We start from the raw sequence: 23,514 nt of genomic DNA, 5'->3' as shown, positions 1-23,514 counted from the left end.
CTCATCCTCACAATCTGCGCCCGTCCACCGCCTCGAGCAGGCAGACGCCCTCGGCATGGAGATGGCCGATGCCGGTGACCACGGCGTGCTTCGGCCGCGTGTCGGTCGGCCGTTCCTCGCCGCTGTCGAAGGGCGGCGGCACGATACCGCGCGCCAGAGCGCCCGCGGCCAGCGCCACCCCGGCCGGCACCTGCGCCTCGAACGAATGGCCGATGATGGTTCCATAGGCCCGCAGCGCGGCGTCGGGAAGCCAGCCGCGCAGGACGCTGCGTTCCACATCGGCGAGCGCGGCGATGCCGGTCGCGCCGGAGAAGATCATCGTGTCCGCGCCGTCGCCGTCGATCTCGGGAAGCATCCGCTTGATCCGGGCTTCGGTCGCCGCTGCCGTGTCGCGACGCCCACGGTCGCCGGAGACGGAAGCCAGCCTTGCATAGGCAGGCGCCGAGCGGGCCGCGGCATGTTCTGCCGACTCCAGGATCAGGAAGGCGCCGACACTGCCGACGGTGATGCCGTCATGCGGCGCCGAACGGGAGAATACCGGCCGCCACTCGTCCCGCAGCATCAGCCCGGCGAGCTCGAAATTCAGGATCAGATCCTTGCGCTCTGCGGAGAACGCGCCGCCCACTAGGCAGATGTCGCTCTGGCCGGCCGCGATCCGCGCCCGCGCCGAGGCGAGGGCGGAAATGCCCGCCGCTTCCTCGCCCATGAAGGTGCGGGACGAGCCCGTCACCTTGTGGACGATCGAGATGTTGCCGGCGAGAAGGTTCGAGAGCTGGGCGAGAAACAGCGTCGGCCGCAGTTCCGTCGACAGCGTGTCGTTGATCACCTGCTCGCGGTCGTTGGCGCCGCGTGCCCGCTCGATGACCATGGCGTCGACGGTCGCATCGCGCTCGCCGCCGCCCGCCGCGACGACCATGTCGATCTTGGCGCGGACGGCTTCGTCGGCGGGAATGCCGGCGTCCTCGAGGGCAAGCCCTGCAGCATAGGTGCCGAGCTTCTGCCAGGTCTCCATCTGGCGCTGGTCGCCACGCTTTGGGATCTGGCTGGACCAGTCCATCGGCGGCAGCGGATGCACGAAATACGGGGCGTAGCCCTCGGCATCGATGTGCGGCTGCGGCCCGCGGCCGATCAGATCGAAATGCGCGCCGATGCCCTCGCCGAGGGACGAGACGAGGCCGATCCCGGTGATGACAACGTCCCTTGGACTGTCGCTCATGTCTTCATTCCAGTTTCGAGGTCTGCCGCTCCCTTCGGCAGGACCTGCGATCCCTTCATGCCGATGACCACGACGCGCCGACGCGCGGGCAGTGGTTCAGGCGGTCTTGGCGGCCCGCAATTCGTCGATCTTGGCGCAGAGGTTCTTCAGGACGAAATATTCCTCGGTCGGAACGTCGCCGTCGTTGACCTGCTGGGTCCATTTCTCGAGCGGGATCTTGATCCCGAATTCCTTGTCGATGGCGAAGACGATGTCGAGGAAATCGAGGGAATCGATGCCGAGGTCGTCGATCGTGTGGCTTTCCGGCGTAATCTGGTCGCGGTCGATTTCACTCGTTTCCGCGATGATGTCCGCGACCCGGTCGAAGGTTGAAGACAATGGGGAAATCCTTGAACGTTGGGAGGTATGCTGAATCCGGCGCGAACCTATAGGGAATTCGCCCGGAAAAGCAAAGCGAGGATCACCCGCCGTCGCCGGGACCCGCGATATGCGGCACTTCATCCTAGCATTCGCTGCCGGTACCGGCGCCGTGGCAGCGCACGAAATGCAGGACGCGCGGCCCGGAGGCAACGCCTGCCGGCGAGCGCCGTGACTTTTTCACCTATCGGTGACGCAACGCCTTGGCCCGCCCAGCATTCTCGAATGTAAGCATCAGGCAAATACCCGCGTCGCGGGCCCAAGGGAACCACATCATGACCGCGACAGGAGACAGCGACAGAAGCCTCTTCCTCAGCAGCCGACTCATCCGCGCCGCGACCGCCCTCGGCCGCGTCACGTCGCAGGTGCACAAGGGCCAGCACGGGCTGACGCTGCCCGAATTCAGCGTGCTGATGATCCTCGGCGGCGAAGACGGCGCCCAGACCTCCTCGTACATCGTCGAGACCACGGCGATGGACAAGACCAAGGTCAGCCGAGCGGTCTCCTCGCTCGATCGGCGCAAATGGCTGCAGCGGACACGGGCAACGTCGGATCGCCGCTTCGAGTATCTGGCGCTGACGCCAGCCGGCAGGGCCGCCTATGCGCAACTGGTCCCGAAGGTCGAGACGGCCGAGAATACCGTGCTGAAGAATCTGACCAAGGAAGAGATCAGCGGTCTGGAACGTGGGCTCGCCGGTCTCGACCGTGCCTTCGGGGAGCGGCCTTGAGCAGTTTCGTCCGCCGCGCGAATCGCGCTCCCGCCGTCTGCGGAAAAGCCGACGGCTAGATCGGGTCTTCGCCAGCCTCGCCGGCCATGTTCTCGCGCGTCGGCATGCGACGGATCTCCGGGATCACCTCGCGGGCGAAGAGCGCGTGAAGCCGCTGCAATTCCCTGACCGGTGCTTCGTGCTCGTCGATCCGGATGTCCCAGAGCGGATACTCTTCGGTGTCGACGACATAGATCGTCGCCGAGCGCTCGCCCTTGCGGTCGCCGCCCGCCAGATCGCCGGCAACGACGGCCGCCAGGAGACGGTCGGCGAGGGGTTGGCCAGCGGCACTGTCGTAGGCGCCGGCGGCGTCGACCAGGACGTTTTCCCCGACGAGCCGATTGCCCTGCAGGCTGTAGCCTTCGCCCTCGATCGATCCGGCCCAGTCGAGGCAGTCGTCACCGGTCCAGACGGCCGTATCGCCATGCCGGTCGATGATGGCGAACTGCCGGTCCTGGATCGCGGGATCCATGCCGATGAGGCGGTTGCGGGCCTCGCGGGCCGGCATCCCGTCGCGCAGACAGGCAAGGCCGTCGATGCCGAGATAGGGGTTGACGCGCGCCTGGGTGGCCACGGCACCGACACCCGCCGCGGCGTGGGTGAGCAGCTTGCCGACCGCCGGAACGCCGGTGGTGGCGGCGATGCCGAACTGGCCAGTCTCGGGGCAGCGGGCGACGATGGAAAAGGTCACGGCGCGTCTACCCAGCGGTCGCGACGGGCGTCGAAGCGCCGGCGCCGATCGTCGAACCGGCCGTGGCCTTCCTGGCGGCCCCAGTCATCACCGCGGAAGCTGCCGCCGCTCTCCCAGCGCCCCCGACGATCATGCCTGTCATCGTAGCGCGTGCGATCCCCCCTGCGGGCGTGGTCCCCGGGGCGGTCGCGCCGGCGGTCGTGTCGCGATTCATCGCGGTGACGGTCGCGCCATTGCGGACGGTCGTAGGAGCCGCGGTGGTGCCGGCGCCAGTCGTCGCCGCGGCCGAAATAGCGATGATGGCGGACCTCGCCACGCCACGACCGCTGGTCGCCGCGGTACTGCACCACTCGATCAGAAGCGTCCGAGCCTTCCCGGAGGCCTGCCGCCGCCGCTCGCGCAGGATCTCCCACAGCCGTCACGGGCATGGCGGCCAGTGCCGGCCCGATCCCGGTCAGCATCAGCACCAGCAAGGCTACTCGAACCATCGTCGTCTCCCGTCGCCAGGCTTTGTTCGGACCAAGACATGGGCGCGCCGGTGCCGGCTGTCATCCGAAGGCCGGCGCAGCGGCGGGATTTTCCGGCAGGGCAGTTAACAAAGCGCCCCTTTGGTCGCCGGGCCAGTCCGGATGCCAACAGGTGCGTTCCATGATATGGCCGGACCAAGGGCCGGCGGAAGCCGCCCGGCAAAGAGTATCCAAGGCCGCCGCGCGGCCCATCGCCACCAGCTAACGGGCGTGCATTCCAGCATGACGGTATACGCGAATATCGGCAGTCGCTTTGCGGTTGCCCCGATGATCGACTGGACGGACCGCCACTGCCGGTATTTCCACCGGCAGCTGACGCGGCGGGCGTTGCTCTATACCGAAATGATTGTCGCCGACGCGATCATCCGGGGCGATCGCGACAAGCTGCTCGGCTTCGACGCGGCCGAACATCCGGTGGCGCTGCAGATCGGCGGGTCGGACCCGGCGAAGCTGGCCGAGGCTTGCCGGATCGCCGGTGCCTATGGCTATGACGAGATCAACCTGAATGTCGGCTGTCCGTCGGACCGCGTCCAGTCGGGCGTCTTCGGCGCCTGCCTGATGCTGCAGCCGGATCTCGTCGGCGAGTGCCTGACGGCGATGGTCGAAGGGAGCCCGGTGCCGGTGACGGTCAAGTGCCGGATCGGCGTCGACGACCAGGATCCGGAGGAAGCGCTCGACCGGCTGGCGGACGTGGCGGTCGCGGCCGGCATTTCGGCAATCTGGGTGCATGCCCGCAAGGCCTGGCTGCAGGGGCTTAGCCCGCGCGAGAACCGCGATATCCCGCCGCTCGACTATGACCGGGTGCACCGGCTGAAGCGCCGGCTGCCGGACGTCTTCGTCGGGCTGAATGGCGGGCTTCAGACGCTCGATGCCGCCGTCACAGAGCTCGACCATGTCGACGGGGTGATGCTCGGCCGCGCCGCCTACCAGACGCCGGACCGGCTCCTCGACGTCGATGCCCGCGTCTTCGGCGACGAAGTACGGCCGGTCGACTATCCCGCCATCATCGACGCCATGGCGGACTATGCCGGCCGGCATATCGCCCAAGGCGGCCGGCTGGGGCAGGTCACCCGTCACATGATCGGCCTGTTCAACGGCATGCCGGGTGCGCGGCGCTGGCGGCAGATCCTGTCGGACGGCGCCGTCAAGCCCGGCGCCGGTCCGGCCCTGTTGCACGAAGCGTTCGCCGCCGTCCGGGTTGCTCCGGCCGAGCGGGATGCGGCGTGAGGCTGCCTGCACGCGTTCACTGCGCGCATGACGGTGGACATCCCGCGGCGTGGGGTGCCTCGCGGCACCTAGTGGCCTAAGAGACCTGATGTCGTTCGATCTCGCGTCGCTCCTGGCGCTGCTCATCCCGATCCTGATCGCCGCCGCTGCGGGCGGTTTCCTCGCCGGCTTGTTCGGCATCGGCGGCGGGGCGATCTATGTTCCCATACTCTACCAGACGTTCGAGACGCTTGGCGTCGACCACGCGGTGACGATGCATCTGGCCGTCGGCTCGTCGATCGCGATCATCGTGCCGACGTCGGTACGCTCGCTGGTCGCCCACTGGCGCAAGGATGTGGTCGACTGGCGGCTGCTGCGCGAATGGACGGTGGCGGTCCCGCTCGGCGCCATCGCCGGCGTCGTCTTCGCCACCTACGCCTCGTCCGAGACGCTGCGCGGGATCTTTGCCGTGCTCGCGACGATCCTCGGCATCAAGATGCTGTTCGGTCGTGTGCCCTATGTCGTCGCGCAGGATCTGCCGGGCCTCGCCGGTCGCTCGGTCGCCGGCTTCGCCATCGGCGTGTTCTCGGCCCTGATGGGAATCGGCGGCGGCGTCCTCAACAACACCTTCATGACGCTGTTCAACCGCCCGATGATCCAGGCGGTGGCGACCAGCGCCGGCGTCGGCGCGCTGATCTCGATCCCCGGCCTCGTCGCCTACATCGTCGGCGGCTGGGGCGATCCGCTGCTGCCGCCCTACAGTTTCGGCTTTGTCAGCCTCGCCGCCGTCGCGATCATCGCCCCTGCCTCGATCCTGGCCGTGCCCGGCGGCGCGGCGCTGGCGCACCGGCTCAGCCGGCGCCAGCTGGAGATCGGCTTCGGCTGCTTCCTGCTGCTGGTTGCCGCACGCTTCATCTACAGCCTGCTCTGAGGCCGCGCCGGACATTCCCGGACAGCTAGTCCGTCATGATCAGCCGGTCGCCGCGGAAGTCGAACGAGGTCAGCGTCGACAGGAAGCTCATCCCGAGCAGCACGACCCCGAGGCCTCGCCCCTCGATGACCGCCGCGTCGACGTCATGACGGACGATGTCGCCGATCCGAACGGTGTCCAGCCGCAGCGGTGCCGCGTTGGCGACGCCGTTGGCCGTCATCACCTGCTGCGAGAAGCGCAGATTGTCGGTGCGGAGGCCGAGCGACTCGGCGGAAGCGCGGTCCATCGCGACGACCGAAGCGCCGGTATCGACCATGAAGGACACCGGCGCGCCGTCGATCGAGCCGTCGAGATGGAAATGGTTGTCGACGCCGCGCGTCGCCATGAACTGCCGGCCGTCGGAACCGGAGACCGCCACGACGCTGCCGGGCACGAGCGCCGCCATCAGCCTGTTCTTCAGCGCGTTCAACTCCGGCGCGGAGGCATAGAGGCCGATCAGCACGAGGAAGGCGAGGCCCCAGATGGCCGCGGCCTTCAGGGCGAAGCCGAGGCGGGTACGGACCATCAACAGGGCGGTCGAGGCGAGCGCCAGCCCCCACGCGCCGTAATAGGCGAGGCGGGCGAACTGGCCGTCCGGCAGCCCGGCGATCTCGCCGTCGCCGTTGAGCACCAGCACGAGGCAGGCGACGCCAAGCAGCGCCAGGATGACCCAGAGGAGAACGTCCCTACGCATCGTCGGCGCCCCCGGCAGCACCCCGGGCGCGCGCGAGCGCGCTGCGCCGCGTCTCCCGGCGTGGTGGGCGGGTAAGGGTGGCCAGCCGCTCGGGCAGCACGATCATCAGGTCGCGCCGCTCGGCCGGGCTGAAGCCCGTCCAGCCGGCGATCTCGTCGCCGGTCCGGCCGCAGCCGAAGCAGTAGCCGCTCGTCGGATCGATGGTGCAGACGAGGTTGCAGGGGCTTTCGATGGTCATGCCCGTCCTTGCTTGCGGCGTTCGGCCGCCTTCGCCACAGATATGGCGAGCCGGCGCCGAACGGGCAAGCGTCCCGCTCCTGACGATCCTGTCAGTTTGTCGTCAGCAAAGATGATGTCACTGGGGGTGCCGACCGCCGATCGTCAGGCGATTTCGTCGAGCGCTTCCATGACTTCCAGGACGCGAGAATTGGGGAAGATCGCGATCGCCTCGGTTCCTTCGCGCAGGCGCGACTGCAGCTCGAACGTGCCGTCATGCATCTTCACCAGCGCCTGCACGATGGGCAGGCCGAGGCCGGTTCCCTGCTCGGCGCTCTTGATGGCGACGGAGCCCTGGCCGAAGGACGAGAGAACGATCGGGATCTCGTCTTCCGGGATGCCCGGCCCGTTGTCGCTGACCGAGACATACTGGCCGCCGCCGGCCGTCCAGCCTACGCGGAGCAGGATCTTGCCGCCGCGCGGCGTGAACTTCACCGCGTTGGAGAGGAGATTGATGACGATCTGCCGGAGCGAGCGTTCATCGGCCCACATGGCGGGCAGGTCCTTCTCGAACTCGGCGCGGACCTCGAGTTCCTTGGCATCAGCCTTGACCCGGATATAGGCGAGGCAATCGCGGGCGATGGGCACCAGCTCGACGGCTTCCTCGTTGAGGTTGTAGCGCCCCGCCTCGACACGGGAGAGGTCCAGGATCTCGTTGATCAGGCCGAGCAGATGCTGGCCGGAGGCGTGGATGTCGTCGACATATTCCTTGTAGGCGGGGTTGCCGACCGGGCCGAGGATTTCCTTGCCGATGACTTCGGAGAACCCGAGAATGGCGTTGAGCGGCGTGCGCAGTTCGTGGCTCATCGTGGCGAGGAAACGGGACTTGGCGAGATTGGCGTCCTCGGCGCGCCTTCGCGCCTCGTCCGAGACGATCTTCGCGGTCTCGAGCTCGGCGATCAGGTCGTCCTTCTCGGCCTGGTGCTTCATCCGGTCGAGGGCGCTACGCCGCAGCCGCTCCGCGACGATGGAAAAGAACGGCACGGCGCCGAGCAGCACGACCTGCATCGTCCCGGTCACCGGCTGCGGCGACGACATGATCGCGACCACGACCAGCAGCCCGGTCGGCACGAAGGTCAGCGGGACGACCCCCTTCAGCGTGTAGGAGATCATCGCGATCATCGCCACGGCGAGGAAGATCACCGTGAACTGGAAGATCTCGAAGCGCATCGGCCCGCAGGCTTCGCAGGACAGCGTGGCGAGATACGCCCAGGACAACCCGGCGACGACGTGGCCGAGCAGGAAGAGCCGGCTCCAGCGCCGGACGTCGATGCTGTCGCCGGGGCGGGCGGAAAAGCGCCGGGCGATCAGGACGAGCCCGAGATGGCTGGCAAGCGCGAACAGCGTCCACATCATCGCCATCGCCGGCCCGGTGAACACCGAGAGCGCAGAGCCGGTGAGGATCACCGGCAGCGGCAGCACGACCGCCGCCGCCTGCACCGAGGCCGCATGCTGCGCCAGCAGTTCGCGGCCGTAGCTGTCGGACACGCCACCTCGCGACGACAGCTTCTCGCGCGTCCGCCGCAGCGTCCGGTTCAGGTCGGCATTGCCCGACGCACGCCGCGAGACGAGCTGGGAATCGTAGAGCGGATGGGCTGCGATGGACATGAAACTCGATCGATCGCCTGGATACGCGGATGACGACCGATCATGTTTCGGGAAGCTTAAAAAAATGCCTTAAGGAAGAGCGAAAATGCCGATTGCCTGTGGAAAATCCGACCTGACTTCGGCGACGGTCGGTCGGCACGGCAGCGCGCCGGCGCTTCAGACCCCACGCGACAAGGGTCTTGGCAGGCCCGCCGCACTTGCCTACTCATCGGGAAGCATTCGGGAGGATGAAGCGATGAAACTGTTCGACGGCGGCCGTGCGCCCAACCCGCGGCGCGTCCGGGTCTTCCTGGCGGAAAAAGGTATCGAGGTGCCGACCGAAGCGGTCGACATGGGCCAGTTGGCGCATCGATCCGACGCGATGGCCCGGCTGAATCCGCTGAAACGGCTGCCGGTGCTCGAACTCGACGACGGGACCGTGCTCACCGAATCGATCGCGATCTGCCGCTATTTCGAGGAGCTGCATCCCGAGCCGGCGCTGTTCGGTACTGGCGCCCTGGGACGGGCGCGGGTCGAGATGTGGAACCGCCGGCTGGAGCTGGGGCTCTACATGGCGGTCGCTTCTGCGTTCCGTCATACCCATCCGGCGATGGCGGCATGGGAAGTGCCTCAAATTCCCGCCTGGGGCGAGGCGAACCGACCCAAGGCGCAGGAATTCCTGGAACTCTTCGACGCGCATCTGGCGGACAACCGCTTTGCTGCGGGCGAGAATTACAGCGTCGCCGACGTCACCGGCCTGATCGCCTGCGACTTCATGAAGCCGGCCAAGATCGCGATGCCCAAGGGACTCACGAACGTTGCGCGGTGGCATGCCGAGGTCTCGTCGCGGCCGGGCGCGGCGGCTTGACCGAAAGCGCGTTCCCGCAAACGCCCGAAGCGCTGTACCGGACGATCCGCGGCTGCCGCATCTGCCGGGACGCGCCGCTCGGGCCGCCGCTGCCGATCGAGCCCAACCCAATCCTGGTGATCTCCTCGACGGCGCGGCTGGTCATCGCCAGCCAGGCGCCGGGCAATATCGCCGACCGGACGACGATTCCGTTCAACGATCCATCGGGGATCAGGCTGCGGCAATGGCTGGGGATCGGGCCGGACATCTTCTACGATCCCGCCCGGCTGGCGATCGTGCCGATGGGCTTCTGCTTTCCCGGTAACGACACCAAAGGCGGCGACCTGCCGCCCCGCCGGGAATGCCGTCCCGCCTGGCACGAGCTGGTGATGGCCTCGATGCCGCAGGTCGAGCTGGTGCTGGCGATCGGGCTCCACGCCCAGCGCTTCCACATCGTCGAGGGCGCCGGCCGGAGCCTGACCGAGACCGTCACGGACTGGCGAACGATACTTGCAGGACGCGGGCGCTTCGCGCCGGTGCTGCCGATGCCGCATCCGTCCTGGCGCAACACCCCTTGGCTGAAGCGCCATCCATGGTTCGAGGCCGAGCTGGTACCGGAACTGCAGCGGCGCGTGGCGCAACTGGTCTGAGACGTGGCAATGCGCGCAATGCCGCCGCGCCCTGTTGTTTTCGCCGAGCCTTGTCTATCACTCGAAGGAACGACGGGAGTGGTGCGGCAATGGACCGGCTGGACAAGAAGATTCTGAGGCTGCTGCAGGAGGATTCGACGTTGGCGGTGGCCGACGTCGCCAAGCGCGTCGGGCTGTCGACGACGCCCTGCTGGCGCCGCATCCAGAAGCTCGAGGAAGAGGGCGTCATCAAGCGCCGCGTGGCGATCCTCGACCCGGTCAAGGTGAATGCCCGCGTCACCGTGTTCGTCTCGATCCGCACCAACTCGCATTCCAACGAGTGGCTGAAGCGCTTTTCCGAGGTGATCGGCGAGTTTCCGGAAGTGATGGAGTTTTACCGCATGAGCGGCGACGTCGACTATCTGCTGCGCGTCGTTGTGCCGGACATCGCGGCGTATGACGCTTTCTACAAGCGGATGATCGCCAAGATCGAGATCCGCGACGTCTCCTCTTCCTTCGCGATGGAGCAGATCAAGTACACGACCGAGCTGCCGCTGGACTATCTGGTGCTCGACAAGGAGCCGCGCGGGGACTGAGTCGCTGGCGCCGATAGCCGAGTCGGCTGAATTGGCTGGGACAATGCTTTCATGCGTCGCGCGAGCATCTTCAGGTGTGCCCGCGCGACGGAGATAGCGCCTTACCGATTGAGTCGGGCAAGCAACGCCGACGTGTCCCAGCGCTTGCCGCCCATTGCCTCGATCTCGGCATAGAACTGGTCGACCAAAGCGGTGACGGGCAGTGTGGCGCCGTTGCGCCGGGCTTCGGCGAGGCAGATGCCAAGATCCTTGCGCATCCACTCGACCGCGAAGCCGTGCTCGTAATGGTCGGCGATCATCGTCTTGTAGCGGTTCTCCATCTGCCAGGATCCGGCAGCGCCCTTGGAGATCACGCCGATGACCTTCTCGATGTCCAGACCGGATTTCTGGCCGAAGGCGATCGCTTCCGACAGGCCCTCGACGAGGCCGGCGATGCAGATCTGGTTCATCATCTTGGTCAGCTGGCCGGAGCCGGCCGGACCCATCAGGCCGACCATCCTGGCGTAAGCGCTGATGACGGGCTCGGCCGCCGCGAAGTCGGCCTCGTGGCCGCCGCACATCACGGTCAGGGCGCCGTTCTCGGCGCCGGCCTGCCCGCCCGAGACCGGCGCGTCGATGAACTTGAAGCCCTTCTCGCGGGCCGCCGCGTCGAGTTCGCGGGCAAGCTCGGCCGAGGCGGTGGTGTTGTCGATCAGGGTCGCGCTCGACTTCATCCCGGCGAAGACGCCGTCGTCGCCGTAGACGACCGAGCGGACGTCGTCGTCATTGCCGACGCAGGTGAAGACGAAATCGGCGCCGTCGGCGGCTTCCCTGGGCGTTGCGGCATGGGCACCGCCATGTTCGCCAGCCCATTTCTGCGCCTTCTCCGCGCTGCGGTTGAAGACGGTGACGTCGTGGCCGCCCTTCGCCTTGAGGTGACCCGCCATCGGGTAACCCATCACGCCCAGTCCGATGAATGCTGTCTTCGCCATGCCGGCTTTCCCCCCTCGATCGATGCTTGTGTCGGGCCGATAGTGCAGCGGCCCGCTCGCTTTTTCCATGTTATCCGGCGTGGAGTCGAGACGCGCTACCGCTTCAGGTGCCGTGTCAGCCGGCGCTCGGCGAAGTTCGTCGCGTGACGCAGCGCCTCGACGATGGAGAGGTAGAGCAGGGCCGCCCAGACATAGGTCTGGAAATCGAAGGTGCGCGAATAGGCCTGCCGGGTCTCGCCGAACAGGTCGTAGACGGTGATGATCGCGACGATGGCCGACGCCTTGATCATCAGGATGATCTCGTTGGCGTAGGGACGCAGCGCGACGATCATCGCCTGGGGCAGGACGACCTTCCAGAAGATCACCCCGCGCGACAGGCCGAGCGAGCGGGCGCCTTCCCACTGGCCGCGCGCCACGCTCTCGATGGCGCCGCGCAGGATTTCCGCCTGATAGGCCGCGGTGTTCAGCGACAGCGAGAACAGCGCGCAGTACCAGGCCTCGCGGAAGAACCCCCAAAGCCCGATCGCCTCGAAGAACCCGCGGAACTGCCCGAAGCCGTAATAGACCAGGAATATCTGGGCGATCAGCGGCGTGCCGCGGAAGAAATACACGAACACGAAGGCCAGAGTCCGGGCCACCGGGTTCTTCGCCATCCGGCCGAACGCCACCGGCACCGAGACGACGGCACCGACGACGAACGAGATCAGCACTAGCGACAACGTGATCCACAGGCCCGAGAGGTAGGATGGCCCGAAGCGGACGAAGAGGCTGGGGTCGAAGACGCTGGCGAGATAGATGACCAGCCCGACGCCGACGAGGATCCAGAACCCGACCGCGACGATGCCGGCGGTGCCGCGCTTGGGCCGGGGGGCGACCGGCGCACCGGAATGAAGCGTCGCGGCACTCATCGCACGGCCTCACCGCGCTTCGTCCAGCGATCGATGCCGCCGATCGCCACCGACGAGACGATGGTGAGGACGAGATAGAGCATGATCGCGACGCCGAAGAACAGGAAAGGCTCGCGGCTCACCCGCGCGGCGATGCCGGCCTGGCGCAAGATGTCGGCAAGGCCGATGACCGAGACGAGGGCGGTGTCCTTGAGGAGGTTCATCCAGAGATTGGAGAGACCGGGCAGGGCGATGCGGATCAGCTGCGGCACGATGATCAAGAGCATCACGCGCCAGCGGCTGAGACCGAGCGCCATGCCGCCCTCGGTCTGGCCGCGCGGGATGGCGCGGAAGGCGGAGAGAAATACCTCGCTGGCGAAGGCGGAAAAGACAAGGCCGAGGGCGAGCATGCCCGAGACGAAGCTCGACAGCGCGATGTCGGGAAGGCCGCTCGCGCTGCTCAGCGAGCGTAGCGCGCTGTTCAGGCCGAAATAGACCAGGAACAGCGTCAGCAGCTCCGGCAGGCCGCGAAAGATCGTCGTGTAGATATTGGCGGAAAGATTGAGCAGCCGGTCCTCCGACTGCTTTCCGAGCGACAGCAGGAAGCCGGCGACGAGGCCGATCGGCAGCGTCGCCAGCGACAGCGACACGGTGACGAGGACGCCGGCGGCGATGTCGTCGCCCCATCCGGTCTCGCCGAAGCCAAGGAGAACCAGCGCCTCCTGCATCAGGCGCGCCCCTCGATCCGGTGCGTCTCCGTTTGATCTACGGATCGTTCGCCTGCGGATAGCCTTGCGGCCTGCCGGGACATGGCTAGTGTCTGCCTCCCGATCACGGAGTACTTCTCGTCATGACGATGTCCCGACGCACGCTGCTTGCCGGAGCGCTTGCCGCGCCCGTTCTGGTCAAACTTGCGCTTGTCCCGGCGAACGCGCAAACCGCCGCCGCGGGTGGCGTCTCCCAGGTCGTCGCCATCCAGCGCCTCAAGGTCGGCGAGGCGACCGTCACGGCGATTTCCGACGGCTTCCTCGCCATCGAGACCGCGCTGCTCTCCAACGTCACCCCCGAGGCGGCCAACGAGATCCTCGCGGCCGCCTTCGTGCCCGCCGTCTCGCCGGTGATCACCGGCGTCAACGCCTATGTCGTACAGATGGCAGATCAGACCGTGCTGATCGATGCCGGGGGTGCCGGCATGTTGCCAAGCCTTGGACAGCTGATGCCCGGCCTCGAGGCAGCCGGCATCGCTCCGGATGCCGTCACCGCGGTGCTGCTGACGCATCTGCATCCCGATCATATCGGCGCGATGCTGGTGGATGGTCAGCCGGCTTTCCCGAATGCCGACGTCCACGTCCACGAAATCGAGGCCGCCTTCTGGACGAGCGCGGACAACCGCAACGCCGCACCCGAAGAGTTCAAGCCGTTCTTCGACGCCGCCAGCGCGGTGGTCGAAACCTATGGTGATCGCGTCAAGACGTTCACCGGTTCGGCGGAAGTGGTGCCCGGCATCACCGCGCGCGAGCTCTTCGGCCATACGCCGGGCCATTGCGGCTTCCTGGTCGGCAGCGGCGAGGACAGTCTTCTGGTGTGGGGCGATATCGTCCATGTCGCGCCGGTTCAAATCGCAAGGCCCGACATCGGCGTCGCCTTCGATGCCGACCCCGAGACGGCCATCGCAACACGCCAGGCGATCCTCGCGGAGGTGGCGACGGAGCGTACCCGCGTCGCCGGCATGCACATCTCGTTCCCGGGCGTCGGTCATGTCGTGAAGGGCTCGCAGGACGGAACCTACGTGTTCCAGCCGTCCCCCTGGACCTACGATCTCTGATCGCATCGTTGCCTGAAGCGCGGCGTCACAGGACGCCGCGCTTCTCTCGTGACCCAGTTTCACTCGCCGTAGACGTCGAAGTCGAAATACTGGTCCTGAATCGTCTTGTAGGTGCCGTTCTCGCGGATCGCGGCGATCGCCTCGTTGAACATGCCCTTGAGCTTCTCATTGCCCTTGCGCAGCCCGATCCCGACGCCGCTGCCGTAGATGGCCGGGTCGGCCGGCAGCGTGCCGAGGATCTTGCAGCAGGCGCCGGCTTCGCTGTCGAGCCATTCCGACAGGACCACGACGTCGTCCATCACCGCGTCGACGCGGCCGCTCTCGATGTCGAGCTTGTACTCTTCCGCGGTCGGATAGCGCCGGATGTCGGCGTCCGGAAACAGCGCTTCGGCGGCCTGGGCGTGGGTGGTCGCCGTCTGCGCGCCGATCGCCTTGCCCGACAGTGCCTCGGCCGTGGCTTCCGTGATGTCGGAATCCTTCGGCACGGCGATGGCCGGCGGGGTCTGGTAGTATTTGTCGGAGAAGTCGATCTGCTCCTGGCGTTCCGGCGTGATCGACATCGAGGCGACGAGCGCGTCGAAATTGCCGTTCTGCAGCGCCGGGATCATGCCGTCCCAGTCCTGGGTGACGAAGGTGCATTCGACCTCCATCTGGGCGCAGAGCGCCTTGGCGATATCGACGTCGAAGCCCTTGAGCTCACCAGCCGCGTCGAGAAAGTTGAAGGGCGGGTAGGCGCCTTCGGTCCCGATCACCACGGTTGACCAATCCTTGTCCGCATCGCTTTCCTGAGCGGCGGCAGGGCCGGCGAGCAGGGCAGCGACCGCGGTGGCGAGCGCGAGAGTTCGGGTGAATCGCATGGAGACCTCATCGTTGTTGTTGGCGGTCACGCTGCTCGGACGCCCGGAAAAGCAGCATGCCGCGAAGACAGGCGATGCTGCCATTTTTTCGTCGTGCAAGGCAACCGTGACGAGGCCGTGTCCGCCGATATCTCAGCCGGTGGTCCGTACCCGCTTGGCGAGCAGCGTGCAGACGAGGCCGGCGATGCCGAAGCCGAGCATCAGCAACGCCATGCCGAAGGCGCCGCCAGCGCCGGTAGCGAGAATCGCGGCCAGGATCGAGGCGACCGCGCCGAGGCCGATCTGGCAGGCACCGAGTAGCCCTGCCGCCGCGCCCGCTGATTCCGGTCGGACACTCACGCCGCCCGCGGTCGCGGTCGGCAAGACCAGGCCGTTGCCGAGTCCGACCAGCATCATCGGCCCGAACAGCGTCAACGGGGACAACAGGCCGGCGCCGATTGTCACCGCTCCGACGATGGCGGCGAAGACCGTCAGCACGGTACCGGCGACCATCATCGTCTTGATGCCGAGGCGTTCCGAATAGCGGGCGGTGCCGTAATTGCCGGCGACGTAGCCGACCGAACAGAGGATGAACCAGAAGCCGTAGCCAGCCGGCGTCATGTGAAGCACCTCGACGGCGATGAACGGCGCGCCGCCGAGAAACGCGAAGAACACCGCCGAGGTGAGGGCCGAGGCGCCGACATAGATCCAGAAGGCGCTCGATCGAAGCAGCAGCGCATAGGAGCCGAACTGCGAGAAGAACGGCTTGCCGCGCTCGCTGTTGGTCTCCGAGAGGTCGAAGGCGAGCAGGCCGACGGTGAGGACGCCGACGCCGCCAAGCAGCCAGAAGACGCTGCGCCAGCCGAAGGCGGTGTCCATCAGGCCGCCGAGCGCGGGGCCCACCATCGGCGCGACGGCGAGTCCCATCGTCACGTAGCCGATCATCGCCGCGGCGCGCTCGCGGCTGTAGACGTCGCGCACGATCGCCCGGGAGAGGGCGATGCCGGTGGCGCTGGCCGACTGCACGATGCGGCCGGCGAGGAAAAGCCCCGGTCCCTCGGCGGCGAGGCACATCGCCGTGCCGACGAGGAACAGCACCATGCCCCAGAGGATCACCGGACGCCGGCCGTAGCGGTCGGAGAGCGGCCCGGCGATCAGCTGGATGAGCGCCGTTGCGATCAGATAAAGCGACAGGCCGAGTCCGATGGTCGGCCCGTCCGCCTGGAGGTCACGCGCGATCGAGGTCATCGAGGGGATGAAGATGTTGATCGCCAGCGGCGACAGCGCCGAGGCGATCATCAGCGTGACGAGCATCGGGCGCCGGGCGATGGTGGTCTGGTCGGTCATGCGGACTTTCCTGCGGGATCGAGCGGCGAAGCAGCGGGCTGGCAGCTTCGGGTCGGGACGGTGATCATCAGTGCACCTGCGGCGTCGGCGGGAGCTTGACGACGCCGCGCAGGCGCTCGCGATACAGCGTGTAGAGGCCGCTCGCCACGACGATGGCCGAGCCGATCAGGGTCAGCGGCGAGGGCAGGTCGCCGAAAAGCAGATAGCCAATGACCAAGGCATAGAGCAGGATCGAATAGCGGAACGGCGCGACGAAGCCCATGTCGCCGGTCCGCATGGCCTGGACGATGAAGATGTAGCCGACCGCGATCGCCGCCGCCGCGACGGTCAGGCTGACAAGGATCGATGCCGACACGGGCTGCCACCCGCCGGAGAATGGCACCAGCAGCCATCCGAACAGCCCCACGGCGATGGCCGTCACCAGGGCGATGAAGATCGACGGCACCGTCCGGTCCATCCGGCGGGTGGAAAGGTCGCGGACCGCCGAGAAGGCGACAGAGGCGAGGACGGCAACCGAATAGACCGTAAATCCCTCGGTGCCCGGCCGGACGATGATCATCACGCCGATGAAGCCGACAATGATCGCCGACCAGCGTCGCCAGCCGACCGGTTCGCCGAGGAACAGGGCGGCCCCCAGCGTCACCACCAGCGGCAACGCCTGGAAGATGGCCGAGGCGTTGGCGATGGGCATCTGGCCGAGGGCGGTGATGTAGGAGAGCGTGGCGAGGATGTCGGCGGCGGTTCGCAGCAGCAGCCGCGGCGACAGCGCCAGCCGTACCGGGCCCAGTGCCCCCAGCTTCCAAGCGAGAACCGCGAGGAACAGCGATGCGGCGACGCCGCGTATCGCCATGATCTGCGCCGGCGGGATGTCCGTCGAGGCGATCTTGACGAAGGTGTCGTTGACGACGAACCCCGCCATGGCCAACAGCATGAACAGGGCGGCGCGGAAATTGTCGCTGTGCAAGGTGACGGCCGGGAAAACTGCGGAAGGGACGATCAGTCTCCCTTACGCTCACCCCTGCCGCTTGGCGAGGCCACATTGCGGTTGTCTGCCGCGCGATCCTGCAGAAGTGACAATCTCTGCCAGCCGGCGAGGACTATGAGCCGCTCGACGGACCCTGCAGGGACATCGTCACGGGACCGACCAGCGGATCGTAGGTGGCGCGCAGTGTCTCGGGATAACGGATCGACACTGAATGCACGAGATCGCCGCGGAAGATGTAGCGCTCGTAGAAGATGCGGCCGTCCCGGTAGCCCGACACGACGACCCAGCGCCGCCCGGAGCGGTCGTAGGTGACGTCATCCACCGAGCCGCGGTCGCGCACCACGGTGCGAGGCGTTTCGCCGTCCTGGCGCGGTCGCGCGTAGATGAATATCTCCGCCCCTTCGGGCGACGTCCAGCCGAGGCCGTCGCCATTGGTCGGCGCCGGTAGCTGATCGGGAAACAGCTCGGCCGGGAAAGTGGCGGTCGTCCCGAAGCGTTCGTTTCGGTAGGTCACGTCCTCCGCCAAGGCGGGGCTCGCGGCCGTGAAGGCGAGGGTCAGCCCGGCTGCCGCCAGAGCCAGTCGTCGAATTGCCACGGAATCATCCTCCGGTCACGCTCATGTGCCGTGAGACCGAAGGTTTCCGCGTCGCGCGGTCGATGACGAAGTCATGGCCCTTCGGCTTGCGGCCGATCGCCTCGTCAATGGCATTTGACAGCAATTCGTTCCCTTCCGAGGCGCGCAATGGCGCGCGGAGGTCGGCGGCGTCTTCCTGGCCGAGGCACATGAACAGCGTGCCGGTGCAGGTGATGCGGACGCGATTGCAGCTTTCGCAGAAATTGTGGGACATCGGCGTGATGAACCCCAGCCGCCCGCCGGTCTCTGCGACCTCGACGTAGCGGGCCGGGCCCCCCGTCTTGTACGGGATGTCGCGCAGCGTCCAGCGCTCGGCAAGGTCGGCGCGGACCTGGGTCAGCGGCAGATACTGGTCGGTGCGGTCCTCGTCGATCTCGCCCATCGGCATGGTCTCGATGAGCGTCAGGTCGATGCCTTCGCCATGCGCCCACTCGATCATCGAGGGGATTTCGCCGTCGTTGAAGCCCTTGAGCGCGACGGCGTTCAGCTTGATGCCGATGCCGGCCGCCTGGGCCGCGCGGATGCCGGCCATCACCTTGTCGAGTTCGCCCCAGCGGGTGATCTGGCGGAACTTGTCCGGATCGAGCGTGTCGAGCGACACGTTCAGGCGTCGGACGCCGCAATCGGCGAGCTCCGGCGCGAAGCGCGCGAGCTGCGAACCGTTGGTGGTCAGGGTCAGCTCTTCCAGCGCGCCGCTTTCCAGATGGCGGGACAGCGAGCGGATCAGGTGCATGATGTTCTTGCGCACCAGCGGCTCGCCGCCGGTGAGTCGCAGACGCTTGACGCCCTTCTCGACGAAGCAGCTGGCCAGCCGGTCGAGTTCCTCGAGCGACAGGAGATCGCGCTTCGGCAGGAACGTCATGTCCTCCGCCATGCAGTAGACGCAGCGGAAATCGCAGCGATCGGTGACCGAGACGCGCAGATAGGTGATACTGCGGCCGAACGGATCCATCATCTCCGATCCGAACGGAACGGGCGAGACGGCGGGGTCGAGAAGGCGGGTGATATCCATTGGCCGGAATGTGGAAGCCCCGCCACCCTGGGTCAAGCCGCTAACCGCAGTCGCCGACACACAAAGCCGGCACGCCGGCGAAAAGCCGAAACGCATACGATAGGACCGCATCCGCAATGACAGCATCCCAGCCCCCCGAGGAAATCCGCGTCAGCCCCGACCGCCAGACCCTGATCCTGGTCCAGCCGGGCGGTACAAGGGACGAATTGTCGGCCGAGATGCTGCGGGTGATGTCGCCGTCGGCGGAGGTGCAGGGCCATTCGCCGGAGCAGCGCAAGACGATCGGCGGCAAGCGTGACGTGCGGATCACCGACGTCCGGCCGATCGGCCGCTACGCCGTCCGCATCGTCTTCGACGACCGCCACGACAGCGGCATCTATTCCTGGAGCTATCTCGCCGAACTCGCCCGCGACGCGGCACAGCGCTGGCAGACCTATCTGGACGAGCTGGCGGCGAAGGGGCTGCGGCGCGATCCGTAATGGTCTTGTCCGACCCGGCGCTGCGCGTCACTCAATAGATCGTCTGGCGCATGCGCTCGGGATAGGCGGCATCGTAGGCCGCCGCGTCGACCTCGCGGTCGAGCGCCGCGAGGATCTCGCCGGTGCTCGGCAGCTGGCTGCGTTCGATTCGCGTGCCCGGGTCCCACAGGTGGGAGCGCACCAGCGCCTTCTGGCACTGGAAGTAGACCCGCTCGACATGCACGCGCAGCACCGAGCGGGGCGCCTTGCCCTGGATGGCGAAGCTTGCCAGCAGTTCGGGATCGACGTCGATCTCGGCCGTGCCGTTGACCCGCAGCGTCTCGCCGACGCCCGGCACGAGGAACAGCAGCGCGACGCGCGGATCCGCGACGACGTTGCGCAACGTGTCGACGCGGTTGTTGCCGCGCCGGTCCGGCAGCAGCAGCGTCTTCTCGTCGGCAACGGTGACGAAGCCGGGCGCGTCGCCGCGCGGCGAGCAGTCGAGCCCGCCGGGACCGGCGCTCGCGACCAGCACGAAGGGCGCATGCTGGACGAAGGTTCGGTAGTGCGCCGAGAGGTGATCGATCTCCTTCATCAGCGAGCCGCGGACCGGCTCGCCGTAGACAGCCTCGAGATCGGCAAGCGTGCGCAGGAGGGTCGTCGCCATGGTCGGGTCCTCGGAGGTCTTATGCCGTGTCAGCGCTCGAAGGGCGGCAACGCGTCGAAGGCGCTCTTCAGGGCGTCGGACCAGCCCTCGGAGATCGTCTGGTAATAGGGATCGTTCTTGTCGAAGCGGCGCTTGTAGCCGGCCTTCAGGCTGTCGGCCTCGTAGAACTGCATGTCGATCGGCAGGCCGACTGAGAGGTTCGAGCGAATCGTCGAATCGAAGGAGACCAGCAGCAGCTTGGCGCATTCCTCCAGTGACATCTTCGGATCATAGGTGCGGATGATGATCGGCCGGCCGTATTTGTGCTCGCCGATCTGGAAGAATGGATTGTCGGCACCGGCCTCGATGAAGTTGCCCTGCGGATAGATCAGGAAGATCCGCGGCTTGCCGCCCTTGATCTGGCCGCCGAGGATGAACGAGCCCGAGAACATCGCGTCGGCCGACTGGCCGGCGGGTGTCGTGTAGGAGATCACTTCCTTGACGGTCTCGCCGACGAGCTTGGCGGTCTGGAACATCGAGGGCTGGGTGAGGATCGACGGGTTGCGCTCTGCCGGCGCCAGTCCGCGCTCGTCGAGCAGCGAGATGGTCGCCTGGGTCGTCGCGAGGTTGCCGGCGCTGAGCAGGCACAGGAAGCGCTCGCCCGGCACTTCCCAGACCTTCATCTTCGACACGACGGAGATATTGTCGACACCGGCGTTGGTGCGGCTGTCGGACATGAAGATCAGGCCCTGGTCGACGGAGAGACCGACGCAGTACGTCATCGCTTTTCGATACCCCCGAATCGCGCCGGACTCGCCGCTTCGCGCCGGGGGATCATTAGACGATGCGGCTGAAGCCGCAATCGCTGGCGAACCGATTCCCTCGATCTTCACCGCAATCAGGACGATTTGCCTCGCCAAGGCCTGCGGTGAGCAATCTCTTCCGTCAGGGGTAGAAGCGATAGCTCTTGGCAATCTCCACGGCGAGGCGGTTGTTCTCGACGATGAAGCTCTCGAGAAACTCGTGCAGCCCGCCATCGATGATTTCCTGAACCGACGTCTCGGCAAAGCGCCGGTTGAGCCCGGCGGCGGTCAGGTGACAGGGGTGGTGGGATTCGTGGTTGCGGTTGAGATAGGTCAGGCTCTCTTCCAGCGCCTTGTAGCAGTAGGCGAGCGAGCGCGGCATCCGGCGGTTGAGCATCAGGAAGTCGATGATGCTCGTCGCCTGGTAGTCGTTGTTGTACTCCCACGCGTAGGAGCGATGCGCCGAGACCGAGCGCAGGATCGAGACCCAGTGGAAATTGTCGAGGGACGAGCCGACCGAGGAGTGCTCGGGCAGCAGCACCCAGTATTTGACGTCGAGGATCCGGGCCGTGTTGTCAGCCCGCTCGACGAAGGACCCCGTGTTGCAGAAGTCGAAGATCTCGTTGCGCAGCATGGTGCCGTAGAAGGCGCCGCGGATCAGCGCCGACTGCCGCTTGACCATGTCCAGCACCGCCGGCAGCTCGCGCTGGCTGACGGGCGCGGCGAGGCGCTGCTTCACGATCAGCCAGCTTTCGTTGACGGTCTCCCAGAGGTCGCGGGTGAGGGCGGTCCGCACCATGCGGCCATTGCTTCGCGCCGTGTCGAAGCAGGAGCGGATGCTCGACGGATTGTCCCGGTCGCGCAGCAGGAAGTCGATGACCGAGTCGGCATCGAAGTCGTCGTATTTTTCCAGATAGGCATTCTCGACCCCGGCCGAGACCAGCACCGACTGCCACTCGTCCGGTTCGGCGGACAGGTTGGTGAGCGATATGCGCAGGCCCGCCTCCACCAGGCGCGCCATGTTGTCGGCGCGCTCGATGTAGCGGAACATCCAGAACAGCCCGTTGGCGGTGCGTCCGAGAAGAGCCATGATCTAGAGCCTCTGCAGGGTAAAATGGTCGGTCGTCGCGGTCATCGGATCATCCTCAGTCCCGCAGGACCCAGGTGTCCTTGGTGCCGCCACCCTGGCTCGAATTGACCACGAGGGAGCCTTCCTTCAGCGCGACGCGGGTCAGCCCGCCCGGGATGATGTGGACCGTGTCGGAGACCAGCACGAAAGGCCGCAAATCGACGTGGCGCGGCGACAGCCCTTGGTCGGTTAGGATCGGCACGGTCGATAGCGCCAGCGTCGGCTGGGCGATGTAGTTGCCGGGACGTTCACGCAGCTTGGCGGCGAATGCCTCGCATTCGGCCTTGGTGGACGCGGGGCCGACCAGCATGCCGTAGCCGCCCGAGCCGTGCACCTCCTTCACGACGAGCTCGGCAAGATGCTCGAGCACGTAGGCGAGACTGTCCGCATCGGCGCAGCGCCAGGTCGGCACGTTCTCCAGCAGCGCCTTGCGGCCGGTATAGAATTCGACGATCTCCGGCATGTAGGAATAGATCGCCTTGTCGTCGGCGATGCCCGTCCCCGGCGCATTGGCGATGGTGATGCCGCCATTGCGGTAGACGTCCATGATCCCCGGTATGCCGAGCACCGAGTCCGGCCGGAAGGCCTTCGGATCCAGATAGGCGTCGTCGACCCGGCGATAGAGCACGTCGATCGGCGTGTAGCCTTCCGTCGTGCGCATCTGGATGCGGCCGTCGATCTCTCGGACGTCGGAGCCCTCGATCAGCTCGACGCCCATCTGGTCGGCCAGGAAGGCGTGCTCGTAATAGGCCGAGTTATGGATGCCGGGGGTGAGCACGGCAACCACCGGCTTGTCCTTGCACGCCGGCGGCGCGACGGCGGCCAGCGAACGGCGCAGGTGATGCGGGTAGGTCTCCACCGGCCGCACGCGGTTCTGCGCGAACAGCTCGGGGAACATCTGCATCATCGTCTCGCGGTTCTCGATCATGTACGAGACGCCGGACGGCGTGCGGGCATTGTCCTCGAGGACGTAGAACTCGTTCTCCGCAACCTGGACGATGTCGGTGCCGATGATGTGGGTGTAGACGCCGCCCGGCGGCCGGAACCCCTCCATCTCGGGCAGATAGGCCTCGTTGCCGGTGATCAGGCTCTGCGGCAGCTTGCCGGCCTTGATGATCTCCTGGTCGTGGTAGATGTCGTCGAGAAAGGCGTTGAGCGCCTGGACCCGCTGCTCGATGCCTTCGGCGAGACGATCCCATTCCGCCTTGGCGATGATCCGGGGCACGAGGTCGAAGGGAATCAGCCGCTCGGCCGCTTCCTCGTCGCCATAGACATTGAAGGTGATGCCGGTGCGGCGGAAGAACTCCTCCGCCTCATGCGCCTTGGCGCCGAGTTCCTCGGTATTCTGGGCACAGAACCATTCATGGAAGCGTTGATAGGGCTGGCGGACGGTCCCGTCAGCCAGCAGCATGTCGTCGAATGGCTTCACCGTTGCCCCCAGCTCGTTCACTTCCCTCTAAAGAGAAAGCCGGAGGCCGGAAAATCAAGCCTTTCGAAAGGACGGGTTGCAGATTGCCGCAGCATTGCGCAGCCTGGTGGCACAATTGCCGTTGCCAGA

Annotated in this window: 27 protein-coding genes; 8 read left to right on the top strand and 19 right to left on the bottom strand. The window is 66.6% G+C overall.

All coding sequences use genetic code 11. The annotated features are described in order from the left end of the window. Positions 1-7: 7 nt before the first annotated feature. Both GTW51_RS01185 and GTW51_RS01180 read right to left on the bottom strand, forming a co-directional pair. Positions 8-1,216, bottom strand: coding sequence for a beta-ketoacyl-ACP synthase (locus tag GTW51_RS01185; protein WP_163042049.1), 1,209 nt, complete (start codon positions 1,214-1,216; stop codon positions 8-10). 96 nt (positions 1,217-1,312) lie between these two features. Beyond that, entirely contained in the window at positions 1,313-1,594 is a 282-nt protein-coding gene (locus tag GTW51_RS01180) for an acyl carrier protein (protein ID WP_163042048.1), read from the bottom strand. A 314-nt stretch (positions 1,595-1,908) separates the two neighbouring features. Here GTW51_RS01180 and GTW51_RS01175 point away from each other — a divergent pair, with 314 nt between their 5' ends. Continuing rightward, positions 1,909-2,361: a MarR family winged helix-turn-helix transcriptional regulator gene (locus GTW51_RS01175; RefSeq protein ID WP_163042047.1), complete on the top strand. Its 453-nt coding sequence runs from the start codon at positions 1,909-1,911 to the stop codon at positions 2,359-2,361. Positions 2,362-2,416: 55 nt separating this feature from the next. Here GTW51_RS01175 and GTW51_RS01170 read toward each other — a convergent pair whose 3' ends face one another. Both GTW51_RS01170 and GTW51_RS01165 read right to left on the bottom strand, forming a co-directional pair. Further along, positions 2,417-3,091: a DUF1028 domain-containing protein gene (locus GTW51_RS01170; protein ID WP_163042046.1), complete on the bottom strand. Its 675-nt coding sequence runs from the start codon at positions 3,089-3,091 to the stop codon at positions 2,417-2,419. Next, positions 3,088-3,579 carry a hypothetical protein gene (locus GTW51_RS01165; RefSeq protein ID WP_163042045.1) on the bottom strand — a complete coding sequence of 164 codons (492 nt, stop codon included), beginning with the start codon at positions 3,577-3,579 and terminating at the stop codon, positions 3,088-3,090. The genes GTW51_RS01170 and GTW51_RS01165 overlap by 4 nt, the downstream gene beginning before the upstream one ends. Before the next feature lie 261 nt (positions 3,580-3,840). Between GTW51_RS01165 and dusA the strand changes: the two genes are divergently transcribed. Next, positions 3,841-4,845, top strand: a complete 1,005-nt coding sequence (gene dusA / locus GTW51_RS01160) for a tRNA dihydrouridine(20/20a) synthase DusA (RefSeq protein WP_163042044.1) — start codon at positions 3,841-3,843, stop codon at positions 4,843-4,845. Between the two features lie 88 nt (positions 4,846-4,933). Continuing rightward, positions 4,934-5,755 carry a sulfite exporter TauE/SafE family protein gene (locus tag GTW51_RS01155; RefSeq protein ID WP_163042043.1) on the top strand — a complete coding sequence of 274 codons (822 nt, stop codon included), beginning with the start codon at positions 4,934-4,936 and terminating at the stop codon, positions 5,753-5,755. A 25-nt stretch (positions 5,756-5,780) separates the two neighbouring features. Here GTW51_RS01155 and GTW51_RS01150 read toward each other — a convergent pair whose 3' ends face one another. The 3 genes from GTW51_RS01150 to GTW51_RS01140 form a co-directional block, all read right to left on the bottom strand. After that, positions 5,781-6,488, bottom strand: coding sequence for a retropepsin-like aspartic protease family protein (locus tag GTW51_RS01150; RefSeq protein WP_163042042.1), 708 nt, complete (start codon positions 6,486-6,488; stop codon positions 5,781-5,783). Further along, a complete protein-coding gene (locus GTW51_RS01145; RefSeq protein ID WP_163042639.1) occupies positions 6,481-6,720 on the bottom strand; it encodes a DUF1289 domain-containing protein in 240 nt (79 codons plus the stop codon). Before GTW51_RS01145 ends, GTW51_RS01150 begins: the two co-directional genes overlap by 8 nt. Before the next feature lie 149 nt (positions 6,721-6,869). Beyond that, positions 6,870-8,372, bottom strand: a complete 1,503-nt coding sequence (locus tag GTW51_RS01140; RefSeq protein ID WP_163042041.1) for a sensor histidine kinase — start codon at positions 8,370-8,372, stop codon at positions 6,870-6,872. Positions 8,373-8,607: 235 nt separating this feature from the next. Between GTW51_RS01140 and GTW51_RS01135 the strand changes: the two genes are divergently transcribed. The 3 genes from GTW51_RS01135 to GTW51_RS01125 all read left to right on the top strand — a co-directional run bounded on the left by GTW51_RS01135 (position 8,608) and on the right by GTW51_RS01125 (position 10,423). Beyond that, a complete protein-coding gene (locus tag GTW51_RS01135; protein WP_163042040.1) occupies positions 8,608-9,219 on the top strand; it encodes a glutathione S-transferase family protein in 612 nt (203 codons plus the stop codon). Continuing rightward, positions 9,216-9,848 (top strand): uracil-DNA glycosylase family protein, encoded by a 633-nt coding sequence (locus GTW51_RS01130; protein WP_246232470.1) that lies wholly within the window; start codon positions 9,216-9,218, stop codon positions 9,846-9,848. The genes GTW51_RS01135 and GTW51_RS01130 overlap by 4 nt, the downstream gene beginning before the upstream one ends. A gap of 89 nt (positions 9,849-9,937) precedes the next feature. Further along, on the top strand, positions 9,938-10,423 hold the full coding sequence (locus GTW51_RS01125) for an Lrp/AsnC family transcriptional regulator (protein ID WP_163042039.1): 486 nt from the start codon (positions 9,938-9,940) through the stop codon (positions 10,421-10,423). A gap of 101 nt (positions 10,424-10,524) precedes the next feature. On the opposite strand, the gene GTW51_RS01120 is transcribed toward GTW51_RS01125, so the two are convergent. The 3 genes from GTW51_RS01120 to GTW51_RS01110 form a co-directional block, all read right to left on the bottom strand. After that, positions 10,525-11,394, bottom strand: a complete 870-nt coding sequence (locus tag GTW51_RS01120) for an NAD(P)-dependent oxidoreductase (RefSeq protein WP_163042038.1) — start codon at positions 11,392-11,394, stop codon at positions 10,525-10,527. Between the two features lie 95 nt (positions 11,395-11,489). Beyond that, complete coding sequence (locus GTW51_RS01115) at positions 11,490-12,302, bottom strand: ABC transporter permease (protein ID WP_163042037.1); 813 nt, start codon at positions 12,300-12,302, stop codon at positions 11,490-11,492. Next, on the bottom strand, positions 12,299-13,009 hold the full coding sequence (locus GTW51_RS01110; RefSeq protein ID WP_163042036.1) for an ABC transporter permease: 711 nt from the start codon (positions 13,007-13,009) through the stop codon (positions 12,299-12,301). The genes GTW51_RS01115 and GTW51_RS01110 overlap by 4 nt, the downstream gene beginning before the upstream one ends. Positions 13,010-13,131: 122 nt before the next feature. Here GTW51_RS01110 and GTW51_RS01105 point away from each other — a divergent pair, with 122 nt between their 5' ends. Continuing rightward, positions 13,132-14,106 carry an MBL fold metallo-hydrolase gene (locus tag GTW51_RS01105; protein ID WP_163042035.1) on the top strand — a complete coding sequence of 325 codons (975 nt, stop codon included), beginning with the start codon at positions 13,132-13,134 and terminating at the stop codon, positions 14,104-14,106. Between the two features lie 59 nt (positions 14,107-14,165). Here GTW51_RS01105 and GTW51_RS01100 read toward each other — a convergent pair whose 3' ends face one another. The 5 genes from GTW51_RS01100 to moaA form a co-directional block, all read right to left on the bottom strand. Next, a complete protein-coding gene (locus tag GTW51_RS01100) occupies positions 14,166-14,963 on the bottom strand; it encodes an ABC transporter substrate-binding protein (RefSeq protein WP_163042034.1) in 798 nt (265 codons plus the stop codon). A 132-nt stretch (positions 14,964-15,095) separates the two neighbouring features. Next, on the bottom strand, positions 15,096-16,289 hold the full coding sequence (locus GTW51_RS01095; RefSeq protein WP_246232468.1) for a multidrug effflux MFS transporter: 1,194 nt from the start codon (positions 16,287-16,289) through the stop codon (positions 15,096-15,098). A 67-nt stretch (positions 16,290-16,356) separates the two neighbouring features. Continuing rightward, entirely contained in the window at positions 16,357-17,220 is an 864-nt protein-coding gene (locus GTW51_RS01090; RefSeq protein ID WP_163042636.1) for a DMT family transporter, read from the bottom strand. Between the two features lie 166 nt (positions 17,221-17,386). Further along, positions 17,387-17,869, bottom strand: coding sequence for a hypothetical protein (locus tag GTW51_RS01085; RefSeq protein WP_343033855.1), 483 nt, complete (start codon positions 17,867-17,869; stop codon positions 17,387-17,389). A gap of 4 nt (positions 17,870-17,873) precedes the next feature. Next, positions 17,874-18,920, bottom strand: coding sequence for a GTP 3',8-cyclase MoaA (gene moaA, locus GTW51_RS01080; RefSeq protein ID WP_246232465.1), 1,047 nt, complete (start codon positions 18,918-18,920; stop codon positions 17,874-17,876). A gap of 116 nt (positions 18,921-19,036) precedes the next feature. Here moaA and GTW51_RS01075 point away from each other — a divergent pair, with 116 nt between their 5' ends. Next, positions 19,037-19,399 carry a gamma-butyrobetaine hydroxylase family protein gene (locus tag GTW51_RS01075; protein ID WP_163042033.1) on the top strand — a complete coding sequence of 121 codons (363 nt, stop codon included), beginning with the start codon at positions 19,037-19,039 and terminating at the stop codon, positions 19,397-19,399. 31 nt (positions 19,400-19,430) lie between these two features. Here the strand turns inward: GTW51_RS01075 and GTW51_RS01070 are convergent, their stop codons facing one another. The 4 genes from GTW51_RS01070 to GTW51_RS01055 form a co-directional block, all read right to left on the bottom strand. Further along, positions 19,431-20,045 carry a pyridoxamine 5'-phosphate oxidase family protein gene (locus tag GTW51_RS01070; protein ID WP_163042032.1) on the bottom strand — a complete coding sequence of 205 codons (615 nt, stop codon included), beginning with the start codon at positions 20,043-20,045 and terminating at the stop codon, positions 19,431-19,433. 29 nt (positions 20,046-20,074) lie between these two features. Next, positions 20,075-20,806: a proteasome-type protease gene (locus tag GTW51_RS01065; protein ID WP_163042031.1), complete on the bottom strand. Its 732-nt coding sequence runs from the start codon at positions 20,804-20,806 to the stop codon at positions 20,075-20,077. Positions 20,807-20,969: 163 nt separating this feature from the next. Then, entirely contained in the window at positions 20,970-21,917 is a 948-nt protein-coding gene (locus GTW51_RS01060) for an alpha-E domain-containing protein (RefSeq protein WP_163042030.1), read from the bottom strand. Between the two features lie 55 nt (positions 21,918-21,972). Continuing rightward, positions 21,973-23,367, bottom strand: coding sequence for a circularly permuted type 2 ATP-grasp protein (locus GTW51_RS01055; RefSeq protein WP_203565864.1), 1,395 nt, complete (start codon positions 23,365-23,367; stop codon positions 21,973-21,975). Between the last annotated feature and the right edge of the window lie 147 nt (positions 23,368-23,514).

It is taken from the genome of Aurantimonas aggregata, from assembly GCF_010500835.1.
GTDB lineage: Bacteria > Pseudomonadota > Alphaproteobacteria > Rhizobiales > Rhizobiaceae > Aurantimonas > Aurantimonas aggregata.
The sequence above is the reverse complement of the archived record's forward strand: the minus strand, read 5'-3'. Positions and strand labels throughout refer to the sequence as shown.

Excerpts from the sequence above, each read along its gene's own strand:
- GTW51_RS01185 (WP_163042049.1), bottom strand. The coding sequence starts at position 1,216 with ATGAGCGACAGTCCAAGGGACGTTGTCATCACCGGGATCGGCCTCGTC.
- GTW51_RS01175 (WP_163042047.1), top strand. The coding sequence starts at position 1,909 with ATGACCGCGACAGGAGACAGCGACAGAAGCCTCTTCCTCAGCAGCCGA.
- GTW51_RS01165 (WP_163042045.1), bottom strand. The coding sequence starts at position 3,579 with ATGGTTCGAGTAGCCTTGCTGGTGCTGATGCTGACCGGGATCGGGCCG.
- dusA (WP_163042044.1), top strand. The coding sequence starts at position 3,841 with ATGACGGTATACGCGAATATCGGCAGTCGCTTTGCGGTTGCCCCGATG.
- GTW51_RS01155 (WP_163042043.1), top strand. The coding sequence starts at position 4,934 with ATGTCGTTCGATCTCGCGTCGCTCCTGGCGCTGCTCATCCCGATCCTG.
- GTW51_RS01150 (WP_163042042.1), bottom strand. The coding sequence starts at position 6,488 with ATGCGTAGGGACGTTCTCCTCTGGGTCATCCTGGCGCTGCTTGGCGTC.
- GTW51_RS01140 (WP_163042041.1), bottom strand. The coding sequence starts at position 8,372 with ATGTCCATCGCAGCCCATCCGCTCTACGATTCCCAGCTCGTCTCGCGG.
- GTW51_RS01135 (WP_163042040.1), top strand. The coding sequence starts at position 8,608 with ATGAAACTGTTCGACGGCGGCCGTGCGCCCAACCCGCGGCGCGTCCGG.
- GTW51_RS01125 (WP_163042039.1), top strand. The coding sequence starts at position 9,938 with ATGGACCGGCTGGACAAGAAGATTCTGAGGCTGCTGCAGGAGGATTCG.
- GTW51_RS01120 (WP_163042038.1), bottom strand. The coding sequence starts at position 11,394 with ATGGCGAAGACAGCATTCATCGGACTGGGCGTGATGGGTTACCCGATG.
- GTW51_RS01115 (WP_163042037.1), bottom strand. The coding sequence starts at position 12,302 with ATGAGTGCCGCGACGCTTCATTCCGGTGCGCCGGTCGCCCCCCGGCCC.
- GTW51_RS01110 (WP_163042036.1), bottom strand. The coding sequence starts at position 13,009 with ATGCAGGAGGCGCTGGTTCTCCTTGGCTTCGGCGAGACCGGATGGGGC.
- GTW51_RS01105 (WP_163042035.1), top strand. The coding sequence starts at position 13,132 with ATGACGATGTCCCGACGCACGCTGCTTGCCGGAGCGCTTGCCGCGCCC.
- GTW51_RS01100 (WP_163042034.1), bottom strand. The coding sequence starts at position 14,963 with ATGCGATTCACCCGAACTCTCGCGCTCGCCACCGCGGTCGCTGCCCTG.
- GTW51_RS01095 (WP_246232468.1), bottom strand. The coding sequence starts at position 16,289 with ATGACCGACCAGACCACCATCGCCCGGCGCCCGATGCTCGTCACGCTG.
- GTW51_RS01090 (WP_163042636.1), bottom strand. The coding sequence starts at position 17,220 with ATGCTGTTGGCCATGGCGGGGTTCGTCGTCAACGACACCTTCGTCAAG.
- moaA (WP_246232465.1), bottom strand. The coding sequence starts at position 18,920 with ATGGATATCACCCGCCTTCTCGACCCCGCCGTCTCGCCCGTTCCGTTC.
- GTW51_RS01075 (WP_163042033.1), top strand. The coding sequence starts at position 19,037 with ATGACAGCATCCCAGCCCCCCGAGGAAATCCGCGTCAGCCCCGACCGC.
- GTW51_RS01070 (WP_163042032.1), bottom strand. The coding sequence starts at position 20,045 with ATGGCGACGACCCTCCTGCGCACGCTTGCCGATCTCGAGGCTGTCTAC.
- GTW51_RS01065 (WP_163042031.1), bottom strand. The coding sequence starts at position 20,806 with ATGACGTACTGCGTCGGTCTCTCCGTCGACCAGGGCCTGATCTTCATG.
- GTW51_RS01060 (WP_163042030.1), bottom strand. The coding sequence starts at position 21,917 with ATGGCTCTTCTCGGACGCACCGCCAACGGGCTGTTCTGGATGTTCCGC.
- GTW51_RS01055 (WP_203565864.1), bottom strand. The coding sequence starts at position 23,367 with ATGCTGCTGGCTGACGGGACCGTCCGCCAGCCCTATCAACGCTTCCAT.